Raw genomic sequence first — 14,059 nt, forward strand, 5'->3', positions numbered from 1 at the left:
CCACCTACACTTTTTGCAGGTGTACAACACCAGAAAAAGTGTAAGCGGCGTCTAAGTACGTCTGTCTTGCTTACTACTTATGGACGCTCAAGACCCAGTGGTGGCCAGTTTTCGAGCTTCATGCCCAAAGTCAGGCCACGTGCAGCCAACACTTCCTTGATTTCGTTCAAGGACTTGCGACCCAGGTTTGGAGTCTTCAACAGTTCGTTCTCGGTACGCTGGATCAGATCGCCGATGTAGTAGATATTTTCGGCTTTCAGGCAGTTTGCGGAACGAACCGTCAGTTCCAGATCGTCGACAGGACGCAGCAACACAGGATCGATCTGTGGAGCGCCACGCACTGGAGCTTCGTAGGCATCGCCCACACCTTCCAGAGCAGCAAACACAGAGATTTGATCCATCAGGATGCGAGCGGACTGGCGCACGGCTTCCTCGGGCGAGATCACGCCGTTGGTTTCAATGTCCAGAACCAGCTTGTCCAGGTCAGTACGCTGTTCCACACGGGCGTTTTCGACCGCGTAGCTAACACGACGCACTGGGCTGTAGGAGGCGTCCAGCACGATACGACCGATCGTGTGGGTGCGATCATCAGCCAGGGCGCGCACGTTACCAGGAACGTAGCCACGGCCTTGCTCAACCTTGATTTGCATTTCCAGCTTGCCGTCGTCGGTCAAGGTGGCAATCACATGATTGGGGTTGATGATTTCAACGTCGTGCGGCAATTCGATGTCGCTGGCCAGAACTTGGCCGGCGCCTTCCTTGCGCAGGATCAGGGTAACTTCTTCACGGCTGTGCAGCTTGAAGACCACGCCCTTCAGGTTCATCAAGATATCAACCACGTCCTCGCCCACGCCTGGCAGCGTGGAGTACTCGTGCACCACACCGGTAATCTGCACTTCAGTGGGTGCATAGCCGGTCATGGAGGACAGCAAGATACGACGCAGTGCGTTGCCCAGAGTGTGGCCGTAGCCGCGCTCGAAAGGCTCCATGATCACCTTGGCGTGATTTTTGCTGATCGGTTCAACTTCGATGGAACGGGGTTTCAAAAAACCTTGAGACATTCGATTTCCTTTTCAATACCCTCGGCTCGTTACACCGATAAGGCTGACGGAAACTGGCAAAGCCAGCGGGATAGTATCGCAAAGCCCACTTGCCGAAAATCGGGAAGTGGGCCTGCGATTACTGCATTGCGTAAGAGGTCTTCGCGTACAAAATTAACGCGAGTACAACTCAACAACCAGCGATTCGTTGATGTCTTGAGCGACATCAGCGCGATCAGGAGCTTGCTTGAACACGCCGGACAGCTTGGCGGTGTCAACTTCTACCCACTGAGGCAAGCCAATGCCCGTAGCCAGATCCAGGGATTCCTTGATACGGCCTTGGGATTTAGCTTTTTCGCGCACGGAAACAACGTCACCAGCCTTGATCAGCATGGAAGCGATGTCAGCGGTGTGACCGTTGACTTCGATTGCACGGTGGTTCACCAGCTGACGTGCTTCTGCACGTGTAGAGCCAAAGCCCATGCGGTAAACCACGTTGTCCAGACGCGATTCCAGCAATTGAATCAGCGTTTCACCGGTGTTGCCACGACGGCGGTCAGCTTCAACGTAGTACTTGCGGAACTGCTTTTCCAGCACGCCGTACATACGCTTGAGCTTTTGCTTTTCGCGCAGCTGCAGACCGAAGTCAGACGTACGAGCACCGGAGGTGCGGCCGTGCTGACCAGGACGCGATTCCAGTTTGCACTTGGAATCCAGCGAGCGACGGGCGCTCTTCAAAAACAGATCGGTACCCTCGCGACGCGAGAGCTTGCATTTTGGTCCAATATAACGAGCCACTTCGCTTCCCCTTAGATGCGACGACGCTTGGGCGGACGGCAGCCGTTATGCGGAACCGGTGTGATGTCTGCAATGCTGGTGATCTTGATACCCAGAGCATTCAGAGCACGCACAGACGATTCACGGCCTGGACCGGGGCCCTTGATGCGAACTTCAAGATTTTTAATACCGTATTCCATGGCAGTACGGCCGGCTGTTTCAGCGGCAACCTGCGCGGCAAACGGCGTGGATTTACGAGAGCCTTTAAAGCCCGCGCCACCCGACGTAGCCCAGGACAATGCGTTGCCCTGACGGTCAGTAATGGTGATGATCGTGTTGTTAAAAGAAGCGTGGACGTGAGCAATCCCGTCCGACACGCTTTTTTTGACTTTCTTGCGTGCGCGTGAAGCGCTGCTAGAAGCTTTGGCCATCTTCTATTCCTCGATTATTTCTTCAGGGACGCGGCGGCGCGACGCGGACCTTTACGGGTGCGAGCGTTAGTGCGTGTACGTTGGCCGCGCACTGGCAGACCGCGACGATGACGCATGCCACGGTAAGTTCCCAAGTCAGCCAAACGCTTGATCGAGAGCTGAACTTCACGACGCAGGTCACCTTCTACGGTGAACAGGCCGATCTGTTCGCGAATGCGCTCGAGTTCCGCGTCGGTCAGATCTTTGACCTTCTTGGAGTATTCAATACCCGATGCTTCGCAAATCTTGCGAGCGCGGGTGCGACCGATGCCGAAAATCGCGGTAAGACCGATTTCGGCGTGTTGATGCGGCGGGATGTTAATGCCGGCAATACGGGCCATGGTTATTCCTTGTTAAATCGGTTGCGTTTCGGCAACTTAGCCTTGACGCTGCTTATGACGTGGATCGGTGCAGATGACACGCACCACGCCATGACGTTTAATGATTTTGCAGTTGCGGCAGATCCGCTTTACTGATGCCATTACCTTCATGGTTTGACTCCTAGTTTCCTGTAACCGGCCGCTTATTTGGAGCGGAACACAATTCGTGCTCGGGATAGATCATAGGGCGTGAGCTCCACAGTGACCTTATCGCCCGGCAGAATCCGGATATAGTGCATACGCATTTTGCCTGAAATGTATCCGAGCACTACGTGACCATTTTCCAGCTTGACGCGAAAAGTTGCGTTGGGAAGGTTCTCAAGAACCTGTCCCTGCATTTGAATGACGTCGTCCTTTGCCATTTTCGTGAATTACCGCATCGGCAAGCTCGAGCCTTTGAAGTTAGCCTTCTTGAGCAGCGAGTCGTATTGTTGTGACATGACATAGGCCTGGGCCTGCGCCATGAAGTCCATGGTTACTACAACAATAATCAGCAAGGATGTGCCGCCAAAATAGAACGGTACATTCCAGCGCATTTGCAAGAACTCTGGTACCAAACACACCAAGGTAATGTAGATCGCACCGGCCAAAGTCAGACGCATCAAAATCTTGTCGATATAACGCGCTGTCTGATCACCGGGACGAATCCCTGGTACGAAGGCTCCACTCTTTTTCAGGTTGTCTGCAGTTTCGCGGCTGTTGAACACCAGGGCCGTGTAGAAAAAGCAGAACAAAATGATCAGCGCGGAGAACAAAGTAATGTAAAGCGGCTGACGCGGCGACAAAGCAGCCTCGATTTCACGCAACCAACCCAGACCGGGTGTGCTGGAGAACCAATTAGCAATTGTCGCTGGCAACAGAATGATGGACGAAGCGAAGATCGGAGGGATCACGCCAGCCATGTTCAGTTTCAGCGGCAAATGCGAGCTTTGACCACCATAGATACGGTTACCTACTTGCCGTTTGGCGTAGTTGACCGTGATACGACGCTGACCACGCTCGACAAAGACGACGAAGTACGTGACGGCGGCTACTAAAACGAGGATAAACAGTGCCGATAGAATCGACATGGAATCCGTACGCACCAGATCAAGCATACCGCCCAAAGCATTAGGCAGACCCGCTACGATACCGGCGAAGATCAGGATGGAAATACCATTACCCAATCCACGTTCAGTGATTTGTTCACCCAGCCACATGACGAACATGGTGCCAGTGACCAGTGTTACCACTGTCGTGAAGCGAAACAGCATCCCTGGGTCGATAACCAGACCGGGCTGCGATTCTAGAGCGATGGAAATCCCAACTCCCTGGAACAAAGCCAAAAAGACCGTTCCGTAACGGGTGTATTGCGTGATCTTGCGACGACCCGACTCACCCTCTTTCTTGATTGCTTCCAGCGTGGGCACCACAGCGGTCATCAATTGCATGATGATGGACGCAGAGATGTAGGGCATGATTCCCAGTGCGAACACTGAGAATCGCTCTAAAGCACCACCGGAGAACATGTTAAACAAACCCAGAATACCACTCTGGTTTTGAGTAAACAGTTCGGACAAGGCATCAGGATTGATGCCTGGTACCGGAATGTGCGTACCCAAGCGGTAGACAATCAGGGCGAGCAACAGGAAAACGAGACGACGTTTCAAATCGCCGTAGCGCGGACCCGACTTACTCTGTGCCTGAGCTTTTGCCACCGTGACCCCTTTTTATTCCAGCGAGCCGCCGGCTGCTTCGATCGCGGCGCGAGCGCCGGCCGTTGCATTAATGCCTTTCAGCGCAACTTTACGGGAAAGTTCACCGGACTTGATGACTTTAGCGTAACGCACCATTTGGCCAACCACGCCAGCCTGCTTCAGTGCCTGGACGTCGATAACTTCGGCATCCATTTTTTGCAGTTCGGACAGACGTACTTCTGCGTACAGGTGGTCGTCCAGGGTGGTGAAACCACGCTTGGGCAAACGACGTTGCAAAGGCATTTGACCGCCTTCGAAACCGACTTTATGAAAACCACCCGAGCGGGATTTCTGGCCTTTATGACCACGTCCGCCGGTTTTGCCCAAGCCGGAACCGACACCGCGACCAACACGACGTGCTGCGTGTTTGGCGCCAGCGGCGGGCTTGAGATTGTTCAATTGCAATTCAGACATCCCGATTCCTTTCAGGCTTCCGAGACCGTAACCAGATAATCCACCTTGCGGATCATCCCACGAACCTCAGGAGTATCAACCAATACACGGCTGGTGTTGACTCGGCGCAGACCCAGGCCGCGAACGGTGTCGCGATGGCTTTGCTTTGTGCCGATGACCGAACGCACCAACGTAACTTTGATTTGTTTCTGTGCCATGACTTACCCCAGAATTTCTTCAACTGTCTTGCCGCGCTTGGCAGCAATGTCAGCAGGTGTCGAGCAAGCACGCAAACCGTTCAATGTAGCGCGAACCATGTTGTATGGGTTGCTGGAACCCAGGCTCTTGGCTACGACGTTGCGCACGCCCATCACTTCGAAGATAGCGCGCATTGGGCCACCGGCGATAACGCCAGTACCTTCAGCTGCGGGAGAGATCAGAACGGTGGCTGCACCGTGCTTACCAACTACGGTGTGATGCAAGGTGCCGTTCTTCAGAGGCACTTTGATCAGACCACGACGGGCCTGTTCCATTGCCTTCTGAACAGCAACGGGTACTTCGCGGGCCTTGCCCTTACCCATGCCGATGCGACCATCGCCATCACCGACCACGGCCAGCGAAGCAAAGCTCATGGTGCGACCACCTTTAACGACTTTGCTGACGCGGTTGACCGCAATCATCTTTTCTTTCAGGCCGTCATCGCGCTCTTGCTCTGGAGCCTGTCTGCCTTGTGCTTTAGCCATTTGATAATTCCTTTAGAATTTCAAGCCGGCTTCACGCGCGGCCTCGGCCAGCGCTTTCACGCGGCCATGGTAACGGAAGCCCGAGCGGTCAAAAGCAACCGTCTCGATGCCCGCAGCCTTCGCCTTTTCGGCGACGCGCTTGCCAACCAGGCTGGCTGCCGCTACGTTGCTGCCAACGGCCAATTCTTTGCGAACTTCGGTCTCGACAGTGGAAGCACTGACCAGAACGCGGTCGCCTTCGGGCGAGATGATGCTCGCGTAAATATGCGTATTCGTGCGATGCACCGACAGGCGGTGTACGCGCAGCTCGGCGATCTTGCGGCGAGTAGCCACTGCACGACGCATACGGGATTGTTTCTTGTCCATGATTCGTCCTTGCCTGCGGGCTTATTTCTTCTTGGTTTCCTTGAGGATGACGCGTTCGCCGACGTAACGTACACCTTTGCCTTTGTAAGGCTCTGGTGGACGATAGCCACGAATTTCTGCGGCAACCTGACCAACCACCTGCTTGTTCGAGCCCTTGATCACGACTTCCGTCGGAGTTGGGCACTCGGCTTTGATGCCTTCAGGCAGGTCGTGCACGATGTCGTGCGAGAAACCCAGTTGCAACTTCAAGGCATTACCCTGGACGGAGGCACGGAAGCCCACGCCAACCAGACTCAGCTTGCGTTCGAAACCGGCGCTCACGCCAACAACCATGTTGTTGACCAGTTGGCGCACGGTGCCGGACATTGCGTTTGCGTGACGAGTTTCGTTCGCAGGCACAAAAGACAGCTGACCGTCTTGAAGTTCAATAGTGACGTCGCCAGTCAGAGTTTGAACCAAAGTGCCCAGAGGGCCTTTGACCGTGATCTGATCAGCGGCAATGGTCGTTTCTACGCCTTTAGGCAGGGAAACGGGATACTTAGCGATACGTGACATATGATGTTCTCCTTATGCCACGTAGCACAGCACTTCGCCACCGACGCCAGCTGCACGTGCTTTGCGATCGGTCATCACGCCGCGAGACGTGGACACGATAGCAACACCCAAGCCGTTCATGACTTGAGGGATGTGTGTGCTGCCTTTGTAGATGCGCAGTCCAGGACGCGAAACGCGGTCGATGCGCTCGATGACTGGCTGGCCGGCATAGTATTTCAGGGTGACTTCCAGTTCTGGCTTGGCTTTTTCGCCAACGATACGGAAATCTTCGATGTAGCCTTCGTCTTTCAGCACAGCAGCAATAGCTGCTTTCAGCTTCGAGGAGGGCATGCTGACCGATGTCTTGTTGACCATTTGCGCGTTACGCACGCGGGTCAACATATCGGCGATTGGATCGCTCATGCTCATGTGTATTTCTCCTACCAGCTGGCCTTGGTCATACCGGGGATCTCGCCGCGCATTGCCATTTCGCGCACTTTATGGCGAGTCAAACCGAATTTCTTGAAAACACCACGAGGGCGACCGGTGATAACGCAGCGGTTGCGTTGACGGGTCGGGTTCGCGTTGCGTGGCAATTGTTGCAACTGCAAACGAGCTTCGTAGCGCTCTTCGTCAGACTTGGACTGGTCGTCAATGATCGCTTTCAGTGCTGCACGCTTGGCGGCGAATTTCTCAGCCAGCTTGGCGCGCTTGATGTCGCGATTGATGAGGGAAAGTTTAGCCACGTTGCGCCCCTTAGTTGCGGAACGGGAAGCTGAACGCGCTAAGCAGCGCCTTGGCCTCTTCGTCCGTCTTGGCAGAAGTAGTGATGCTGATGTTCAGACCACGCACTGCGTCGATTTTGTCGTACTCGATTTCGGGGAAAATGATTTGCTCTTTAACCCCCATGTTGTAGTTGCCACGGCCGTCAAACGCACGACCCGACACACCACGGAAGTCACGAACGCGTGGCAGAGCCACAGCGACCAGACGATCCAGGAATTCGTACATGCGTTGACCGCGCAGGGTCACCATACAACCGATCGGGTAATCTTCGCGAATCTTAAAACCGGCAATAGCTTTGCGGGTTTTCGTGATAACGGGCTTCTGACCAGCAATTTTGGTCATGTCCGATACCGCGTTCTCGATAATCTTCTTGTCAGCAACCGCTTCCGAGACACCCATGTTCAGAGTGATCTTGGTGATGCGGGGTACTTCCATAATGCTCTTGTACTCGAACTGCTTTTGCAGATCGGCAACCACTTTTTCGCGGTAGAACTCTTGTAAACGTGCCATGTTATCCGCCCCTTAAGCCTTGGCGCCAACGGCTTTGCCGCTGGAACGATAAACACGCGTCTTCTGACCGTCGATCACCTGGATACCAACGCGGTCGCCCTTGCCGGTTTCCGGGTTGAACAGTGCAACGTTCGAGATGTGGATAGGCATGGTCTTGTCGACGATACCACCCTGCGTGCCAGCCATAGGATTGGCTTTAACGTGTTTTTTGACTACGTTGATGCCTTCCACGATGACGTGGTCTGCATCGACGCGTTGCAGTACTGTGCCACGGCGTTTTTTATCACGGCCGGTCAGCACAATAACTTCGTCGCCTTTACGAATTTTTTGCATTTTTTCGCGCTCCTTACAGCACTTCGGGAGCCAAGGACACGATCTTCATGAACTTCTCGGTACGCAGTTCACGCGTAACGGGTCCGAAGATACGGGTGCCGATGGGTTCCAGCTTGGCATTGAGCAATACGGCGGCATTGCCACCGAAACGAATCAGCGAACCGTCTTTACGGCGCACGCCCTTAGCGGTACGAACCACTACAGCGTTGTAGATTTCGCCTTTTTTGACGCGTCCGCGCGGGGCCGCTTCTTTAACGGTAACTTTGATGATGTCACCAATTGCGGCATAACGGCGCTTCGAGCCGCCCAGCACCTTGATGCACATTACGGAACGCGCACCTGTGTTGTCGGCCACGTCCAGCGTGGTCTGCATTTGAATCATGATTTTTCCTGTTCCAACTTAATTGCAACGATCCAGTCAAAATGACTGGGTCACACAACCAGTTTTGGTCCCGTCAGATTCGGATCCAGCCAGTTCGATACCGTAAACCCGATCTCGATCTGGTCCGGCAAGCCGAACCCTAGGTTGAAATCTTGCGAGAGACAAAACGTTGTATTACCAACTTCAATCCGGATAGGCGACTAAGCCTCTCCGGTCAAAATAAAGAGGTAAGCCACATATACTAGCAAATAAGCCCCAGAAAAACAAGGATTTATTTGCTAAGGCCTTGGCACGACGGCGTTTTCGCGCAACAACTCGTCCAGCTGGGCACTATTGCTGCCTCGGGTTACCCGGCGCAAACCTATCCCCAATTCCTGCAGGCTCTGCAGGAACGCTGTCAGCAAATGTCGGCCACCCACCTCGGCCTGCAGCGTCTGGGCGCGCTCATCGTCCAGGACAATATATTTGAGTGCCATCATGTGCAACCACAGAATCGATTCGGGCTGCTCCAGAACACGACGCAGACCAAATTGCACACCCAAGGGCCGCAATTTATCCACGAAAGCGACCGTTTCCACATCGTGCTCACTCAGGCAATAAGCATCCAGTTCGATAATCAGACGCCGGGCCTTGTCACCAGCCTTGGTCAGAACCTCTGCCACCTGATCTGCAAATCCAGGCTTGATCACCGATGCCCAGGAGACACGGACACTTAAACTGCCCTCGTTATCGGCTAACCAGTCGCTTGCCAGCTCCATCGTACGCAAGTCACACTGCCACGACAGACCCAGACGCACCGCCACCGGAATGAACAAATAGGCAGGCAAACTGGCCTGTCCCGGTTGCTCGGGCAACAAATTCAGGGTTGCATCGTGAATCTGGCCCGCTTGCCCCCAGACTTCAACGCCCGGCTTCACACTCAATTCAATCCGGCCTTGCTTCAGACCACGCTCAATACGTGAATGCCATTCCTGCTCACCAATGGAAGAGCTCGCCTCGGAGTGAACCCCTTCAGACGGACGGTATTCCACTTCCTGATGCCCTGCCCCTTCGGCGCGCATCAAGGCATTATCCAAACGCGTCATCACGGCGCTGAGCGAGTCCTGACCTTCATAGTTCGTCATCGCCATGGACCAGCGGCACAAACTGCCATCGGGTAGAGGCTGGCGCAATTCCTGCAAGGCAGTACGCAGTTCCTGGGCAAAGCCCATCACTTGAGGACCCGTCTGGCCCTTGAGCAGCACAATAAAATCAGAACCATTCAAGCGCGCCAGATTGCCCGCGTCCATGCCATTTTTCTGCAATAGCTCCGTACAACGCTGAGTCACCAGCTTCAGCCAGGCATCCACCGCGTCACGAGACAGGGAGGTATTCAATGGCAGCAAGTCCCGCTGACGGAATAACAGCACATGGCCGCCCTCTTCCTGTTGCAGCACCTGACGGAACATATTCACGAAGTACTTGCGATTGGCCAGGCCCGTGACCGGATCGCAGTTCAACTCCAGCTGTAACTGCTCGATTCGGGCATTTTGCTCCTGGCTGCTGACACGAATACGTTTTTGCACCGTGCTTAAGGTATGTGTGACGGCTTCCAGCTCGGGGATCGTGCGCACTTTCTTGCGGCTGGGTACAGACTCGCTTTGATCCATCTGTTGCAGCTCGAACTGGACGTGTTCGCGCAAAGCCCGGCGCAACCAGGCCATGACCATCAATACAAACACACCCCAGGCAACCCCGGCGCCCAGCACCAACAAAGTGACGCGCACAAAACTTTTCCACAAACTGGCGCGGGCGTACTCGTCAGCAGGTTTTACTTCGATCGTACCAATCTGATTCCAGCCATTACTGACATGAGCCGAGGCCACGGGTACATCAATCGGCAAAGAGTTGGCGAACCACGCGGGCGAAGATCCGCTGATCTGTGTTTCTTGCTGAGCATTACGCTCCACCAGGACCGTATCGGAGGTGTCAATAAAGCGGATACGCTCAAACTGCCCGGTATCGTACAAGGCGGCAATCAAAAGCTCCTGCGTCACCGGGTCCTGGTTGCTGGGCTGGGACAAGGTCAAGGCCAGCGAAGTCGCGGCCGACTCACCCTGAGCCTGCAACTGACTGCTCAAATACTGCCTTGCCGAGTCGACGCTGAACCACAGCGTGCCAATCAAGATAGCAAGAATCGCGCACGAGACACTTAGCAGGAGCTGTTTAAGTAAAGACATAGCGCTTCCGTATATTCCATAAATTCTGGTCTAGCCCACCCGACAAGGGTGTCCTGAGGTCTGTTTCCATTTGGTGCTCTAGCCCAAGGACCGGCACATCATCAAGGAACAAAACCTTCCTTACGCATTTTTTCCAGCAAACCACGCCACCGGCTGATACTGTCCACCGAACCTTTCTGGGCATTACCCACATACACCCCTTGCGAATTGAAGCTGAACACAGGGGTCAAATCAGGACGCTGGCTGGCGGGGCGAATCGAGCCACTTAAATTATCCAGCAGCAAAGGCTCGGCCTGGGGCGTGGGATAGTAGCCCAGAACCATGTGCGCAATGCTTTGCCCACCTACTTGAGCCCGCACGTAAATCAATCGCAGTTTTTCATTGGGCACACCCAGGTGCAACAAGGAAAAATACTTGCCAATAACAAAGTCCTCACAGTCGCCCGCCGCCTTGCCCAAAGTCTCGATAGGCGTGGCCCAGTAATCCAGCTGGCCCCAAATATGAATGTCCTCGCCAGCCATCACATTCATATTCCAGAAATCATTGACGGCATCCAGCTGACGACGCTCACTTAAACCACGGGCGGACTCCAGATTAGCCATCCACCGATCCACGGCAGTCCCAGCACGGGCGCCAAAGCGGGAAACGGCGGTCTGGCGAATCTTGCTGACCTCGAACTGCAAGGCAGGCGCCGACAAGGGCAGCCACACCACAACCAGCAGTGCGACCAGCACAAACAGTGCAATCCTAGATCGAAGAAAAAGGCGTAGCCAGGCAAGAGACAAGAGCACGTCAATCCCAAATAAGCAAACCCTTATAACGGCGTTATAGCTTGCCTATTTAGTGAACGCTTGGCAATCGACAAAGCGTCTGAACCCTCTATATATAGAGCAGGCTGTTAAACGGTCTCGCATCACCCCAGCAAAAAGAAACAGCTGGTCTACAAAACCGCAGAGCCAACGCCTACCAGCTCAGCCTGGCCAGCCGTTCTGCTGCATGCACCCTCTTTCCTGCAGCCACATCAAGGATCATAGTCACAAATGCCAAGCACCCACTATTGGCGCTGACGACAAGCTGCAGACATAAAAAAACCCCACAAACCCAAAAAGGCTTGTGGGGCTTGGGCACTACCCGCAGATAGTGCCTATCCGATGAACAGCTTAGAAATCAGAAGACTTCAAAGTACCGTCTTTGAGCGAGTTGGCGATCTGGGCTGCCTTCTCTGCGTCAAAGTCGATGTTGTCCAGAATGATCTTCTGATCGATCTGGCCATTACCTTGAGAGCTGATACCGATTTCCATCTTGCCACTATCCGAACGGCTTACTGTCAGGTACTGGCTCAGATTACCGTCGTTGATACCGTGACCCGACAGCAGATCAGAAATATCCAGGGTGTCCGTACCAGCGCCACCGAAGTCCATTACATGATCCACAGCCGGTTTGTTTGTAGTGCCTTGATCACCCTTGTTCCACACGAAAGTGTCATCACCCTCGCCGCCGAACATGATGTCGTCGCCGGCACCACCGATCAGGGTGTCGTTGCCATCTGTACCAACCAAACTATCATTGCCATCGGTACCGACAACCACTTCAGAACTATCATCTACAGCCAACGCCGTGCGGAATGCCCCCTCCTCAGGAGCGTTGTTAGGCTGGCCCTTCAGGGTGATCGTCAAATCAGCCACGGCACTATCACCATCCTGGTCTGTGACAGAATACTTAAACGTCATATCCTTCAGATCGTTCACTATCATCTTGTCACGCGCATCACGGCTCATCTCGAAGGTGTAGGAGCCGTCCGACTTGCCAATGAATGTACCGAATTCATTAACAATCTTATAGCTGCCATCCCCCTGCTTAACAGCATTTTCCCAAACGACGCCCTGACCACCAGTTGCAGCACCGTCCGCACCATAGCTGTACACATCACCATCCAACTTGCCTTCGATCTTCGGCATGTCATCAACAGCCGAAATTGTGGCGTAAAGATCAAAAGTGTTGACCGCGTTTTCCCACGTCAGGACCGTGGACACAGGGTCACCATATTCGTGATTTTTAAAACCGTCGATAGTGAACTCGAAGGTACGATCACCAACAGTGAAGGTCTTCGTCAGTGTCGCAGCATCAATTTCAACGATATCCCTATCATTAAGATCATTACCATTATTCGGTGTTTCCGTATGCTTCAGTTTGATCGTATGTTCAATCTGATGAACTACGCCATCAATCGTAACGTTGAACTTCACGACCAAGTCAGTAGAAACCAAGGTCTTACCGTAGCTGGGGAAGTTAATATGCTTAAATTCACCCAGCTTAAAGGTTGAACCCAGCAAGTTGTCTGAATTATTGCGGTAAACGCTATTATCAAAGTAATCATAACCAGACGGCTTATCCGCCAAGTTTGACGTCGGATTACCAAGCCAGTCTCGCTTGGCCCCCCAACGCAACTCCTCATAATACGAATCAGTGTCTTTGTTTCTGCTGGCTGTTGCGCCTTTTTGATCCTGGAATTTCGGATTAATAAATCCGCCCTGCAAACCATTAACGACGATTTCACTGACAGGTACCGTCAAGGTCTGCGATACATTAGTCGCTGCTGGAGAGTCATCCTCAACAGTAACAACAATCTTCGAATCCACCGTTGAGGTTTCATCGGAGACCTGCACACCTATATCAAAGTCCAGTGTATCCTCCTGCCCCTTGACAGGATGGTCCACAGGCGCTTTCAGCTCAACCTTGTAGCTGCCTTCGTTATCGATGCTTACCTTAATAACTTCGACGTTCCCGGCCTTACCGACAAGAGTGCCATCAGCCTCAAAAGCCCACTTCACCGCAACACCACCGGACTTGATATTGCCGTCCGCAGGCGCAACCAGCTTGACTGTCAGATTGCTGCTATCCGGATCGCTAATGGCCAGCTTCCCGGTCACCAGCGTCTTATCAGTGGTATCAGATGTACCTTGACTGTCTTTAATTCCGCCAGGCAGCCCCTCTTCGGAAACCACAGCCTTGCCTTCACCAACCGTTGGGGCGATATTGGTGACATTAAGGTCAATCGTGCCAGTTGAAGTCAGATTTTCAAATTGAACATCGCCATCAACCACAACCGAATTAATACCATCGGTCAACGCGCCGGCCTGAGTCAATTTAAACGTGATACTACCTATCGATTCGCCAGCAGGGATCTCGATTACCTTGCCGCTGTCCAGCGTCACTGTAATCTTGCCGTGCTTATCAATTGGTAGGTTGTCCTTATTGGTCAAAACAACTTGGTACGTAATATCAGCACCCAAAGTTGGCTGACCAATTGCCTTCAGGGTCGCGGTCACAGTATCGATCGTATCTACCACTTTCGCTGTCGCTGCATCACCCAGCGTTAGATTCTCAAAC

Annotated in this window: 20 protein-coding genes; all 20 read right to left on the bottom strand. The window is 53.5% G+C overall.

Annotated features, from left to right (window positions below):
* Positions 1-77 precede the first annotated feature (77 nt).
* Positions 78-1,061: a DNA-directed RNA polymerase subunit alpha gene (locus ACLPGZ_RS16095; protein WP_003805337.1), complete on the bottom strand. Its 984-nt coding sequence runs from the start codon at positions 1,059-1,061 to the stop codon at positions 78-80.
* Between the two features lie 153 nt (positions 1,062-1,214).
* Positions 1,215-1,838, bottom strand: coding sequence for a 30S ribosomal protein S4 (gene rpsD, locus ACLPGZ_RS16100; RefSeq protein WP_009459976.1), 624 nt, complete (start codon positions 1,836-1,838; stop codon positions 1,215-1,217).
* An 11-nt stretch (positions 1,839-1,849) separates the two neighbouring features.
* The gene (gene rpsK / locus ACLPGZ_RS16105; protein WP_003805343.1) at positions 1,850-2,248 is read right to left on the bottom strand and encodes a 30S ribosomal protein S11; all 399 of its coding nucleotides are present in this window, start codon (positions 2,246-2,248) and stop codon (positions 1,850-1,852) included.
* A gap of 14 nt (positions 2,249-2,262) precedes the next feature.
* Positions 2,263-2,628 (bottom strand): 30S ribosomal protein S13, encoded by a 366-nt coding sequence (gene rpsM / locus ACLPGZ_RS16110; RefSeq protein ID WP_003805346.1) that lies wholly within the window; start codon positions 2,626-2,628, stop codon positions 2,263-2,265.
* Positions 2,629-2,664: 36 nt separating this feature from the next.
* On the bottom strand, positions 2,665-2,778 hold the full coding sequence (rpmJ, locus tag ACLPGZ_RS16115) for a 50S ribosomal protein L36 (protein ID WP_003805360.1): 114 nt from the start codon (positions 2,776-2,778) through the stop codon (positions 2,665-2,667).
* Positions 2,779-2,810: 32 nt separating this feature from the next.
* The gene (gene infA / locus ACLPGZ_RS16120) at positions 2,811-3,029 is read right to left on the bottom strand and encodes a translation initiation factor IF-1 (RefSeq protein ID WP_003805361.1); all 219 of its coding nucleotides are present in this window, start codon (positions 3,027-3,029) and stop codon (positions 2,811-2,813) included.
* A gap of 9 nt (positions 3,030-3,038) precedes the next feature.
* Positions 3,039-4,364 (bottom strand): preprotein translocase subunit SecY, encoded by a 1,326-nt coding sequence (gene secY, locus ACLPGZ_RS16125; protein ID WP_003805363.1) that lies wholly within the window; start codon positions 4,362-4,364, stop codon positions 3,039-3,041.
* A 12-nt stretch (positions 4,365-4,376) separates the two neighbouring features.
* Positions 4,377-4,817, bottom strand: coding sequence for a 50S ribosomal protein L15 (rplO, locus tag ACLPGZ_RS16130; protein WP_022983333.1), 441 nt, complete (start codon positions 4,815-4,817; stop codon positions 4,377-4,379).
* A gap of 11 nt (positions 4,818-4,828) precedes the next feature.
* A complete protein-coding gene (gene rpmD, locus ACLPGZ_RS16135) occupies positions 4,829-5,014 on the bottom strand; it encodes a 50S ribosomal protein L30 (protein WP_003805366.1) in 186 nt (61 codons plus the stop codon).
* Positions 5,015-5,017: 3 nt separating this feature from the next.
* Positions 5,018-5,539, bottom strand: a complete 522-nt coding sequence (gene rpsE / locus ACLPGZ_RS16140; protein ID WP_003805367.1) for a 30S ribosomal protein S5 — start codon at positions 5,537-5,539, stop codon at positions 5,018-5,020.
* A 12-nt stretch (positions 5,540-5,551) separates the two neighbouring features.
* Entirely contained in the window at positions 5,552-5,905 is a 354-nt protein-coding gene (gene rplR / locus ACLPGZ_RS16145; RefSeq protein WP_009459977.1) for a 50S ribosomal protein L18, read from the bottom strand.
* Positions 5,906-5,926: 21 nt separating this feature from the next.
* The gene (rplF, locus tag ACLPGZ_RS16150) at positions 5,927-6,460 is read right to left on the bottom strand and encodes a 50S ribosomal protein L6 (protein ID WP_009459978.1); all 534 of its coding nucleotides are present in this window, start codon (positions 6,458-6,460) and stop codon (positions 5,927-5,929) included.
* A 12-nt stretch (positions 6,461-6,472) separates the two neighbouring features.
* Positions 6,473-6,868, bottom strand: coding sequence for a 30S ribosomal protein S8 (rpsH, locus tag ACLPGZ_RS16155; protein ID WP_009459979.1), 396 nt, complete (start codon positions 6,866-6,868; stop codon positions 6,473-6,475).
* 11 nt (positions 6,869-6,879) lie between these two features.
* Entirely contained in the window at positions 6,880-7,185 is a 306-nt protein-coding gene (gene rpsN / locus ACLPGZ_RS16160; RefSeq protein WP_003805371.1) for a 30S ribosomal protein S14, read from the bottom strand.
* 10 nt (positions 7,186-7,195) lie between these two features.
* Positions 7,196-7,735, bottom strand: a complete 540-nt coding sequence (gene rplE / locus ACLPGZ_RS16165) for a 50S ribosomal protein L5 (RefSeq protein WP_009459981.1) — start codon at positions 7,733-7,735, stop codon at positions 7,196-7,198.
* Between the two features lie 12 nt (positions 7,736-7,747).
* Complete coding sequence (rplX, locus tag ACLPGZ_RS16170; protein WP_003805373.1) at positions 7,748-8,068, bottom strand: 50S ribosomal protein L24; 321 nt, start codon at positions 8,066-8,068, stop codon at positions 7,748-7,750.
* Between the two features lie 13 nt (positions 8,069-8,081).
* Positions 8,082-8,450, bottom strand: coding sequence for a 50S ribosomal protein L14 (gene rplN, locus ACLPGZ_RS16175; RefSeq protein ID WP_003805375.1), 369 nt, complete (start codon positions 8,448-8,450; stop codon positions 8,082-8,084).
* A 278-nt stretch (positions 8,451-8,728) separates the two neighbouring features.
* Positions 8,729-10,669, bottom strand: a complete 1,941-nt coding sequence (locus ACLPGZ_RS16180; protein WP_429641664.1) for a bifunctional diguanylate cyclase/phosphodiesterase — start codon at positions 10,667-10,669, stop codon at positions 8,729-8,731.
* A gap of 101 nt (positions 10,670-10,770) precedes the next feature.
* Positions 10,771-11,403 (bottom strand): transglutaminase-like cysteine peptidase, encoded by a 633-nt coding sequence (locus ACLPGZ_RS16185; RefSeq protein WP_035269590.1) that lies wholly within the window; start codon positions 11,401-11,403, stop codon positions 10,771-10,773.
* Positions 11,404-11,829: 426 nt separating this feature from the next.
* Positions 11,830-14,059: choice-of-anchor K domain-containing protein (locus ACLPGZ_RS16190; protein ID WP_429641666.1), on the bottom strand; the 2,230-nt coding region annotated here is incomplete at its 5' end.

This window comes from Alcaligenes sp. Me129 (assembly GCF_050487245.1).
GTDB classification, from domain to species: domain Bacteria; phylum Pseudomonadota; class Gammaproteobacteria; order Burkholderiales; family Burkholderiaceae_B; genus Alcaligenes; species Alcaligenes phenolicus.

Coding starts and splice junctions, on each gene's coding strand:
- ACLPGZ_RS16095 (WP_003805337.1), bottom strand. CDS start 1,061: ATGTCTCAAGGTTTTTTGAAACCCCGTTCCATCGAAGTTGAACCGATC.
- rpsK (WP_003805343.1), bottom strand. CDS start 2,248: ATGGCCAAAGCTTCTAGCAGCGCTTCACGCGCACGCAAGAAAGTCAAA.
- rpsM (WP_003805346.1), bottom strand. CDS start 2,628: ATGGCCCGTATTGCCGGCATTAACATCCCGCCGCATCAACACGCCGAA.
- rpmJ (WP_003805360.1), bottom strand. CDS start 2,778: ATGAAGGTAATGGCATCAGTAAAGCGGATCTGCCGCAACTGCAAAATC.
- infA (WP_003805361.1), bottom strand. CDS start 3,029: ATGGCAAAGGACGACGTCATTCAAATGCAGGGACAGGTTCTTGAGAAC.
- rplO (WP_022983333.1), bottom strand. CDS start 4,817: ATGTCTGAATTGCAATTGAACAATCTCAAGCCCGCCGCTGGCGCCAAA.
- rpmD (WP_003805366.1), bottom strand. CDS start 5,014: ATGGCACAGAAACAAATCAAAGTTACGTTGGTGCGTTCGGTCATCGGC.
- rpsE (WP_003805367.1), bottom strand. CDS start 5,539: ATGGCTAAAGCACAAGGCAGACAGGCTCCAGAGCAAGAGCGCGATGAC.
- rplR (WP_009459977.1), bottom strand. CDS start 5,905: ATGGACAAGAAACAATCCCGTATGCGTCGTGCAGTGGCTACTCGCCGC.
- rplF (WP_009459978.1), bottom strand. CDS start 6,460: ATGTCACGTATCGCTAAGTATCCCGTTTCCCTGCCTAAAGGCGTAGAA.
- rpsH (WP_009459979.1), bottom strand. CDS start 6,868: ATGAGCATGAGCGATCCAATCGCCGATATGTTGACCCGCGTGCGTAAC.
- rplE (WP_009459981.1), bottom strand. CDS start 7,735: ATGGCACGTTTACAAGAGTTCTACCGCGAAAAAGTGGTTGCCGATCTG.
- rplX (WP_003805373.1), bottom strand. CDS start 8,068: ATGCAAAAAATTCGTAAAGGCGACGAAGTTATTGTGCTGACCGGCCGT.
- rplN (WP_003805375.1), bottom strand. CDS start 8,450: ATGATTCAAATGCAGACCACGCTGGACGTGGCCGACAACACAGGTGCG.
- ACLPGZ_RS16180 (WP_429641664.1), bottom strand. CDS start 10,669: ATGTCTTTACTTAAACAGCTCCTGCTAAGTGTCTCGTGCGCGATTCTT.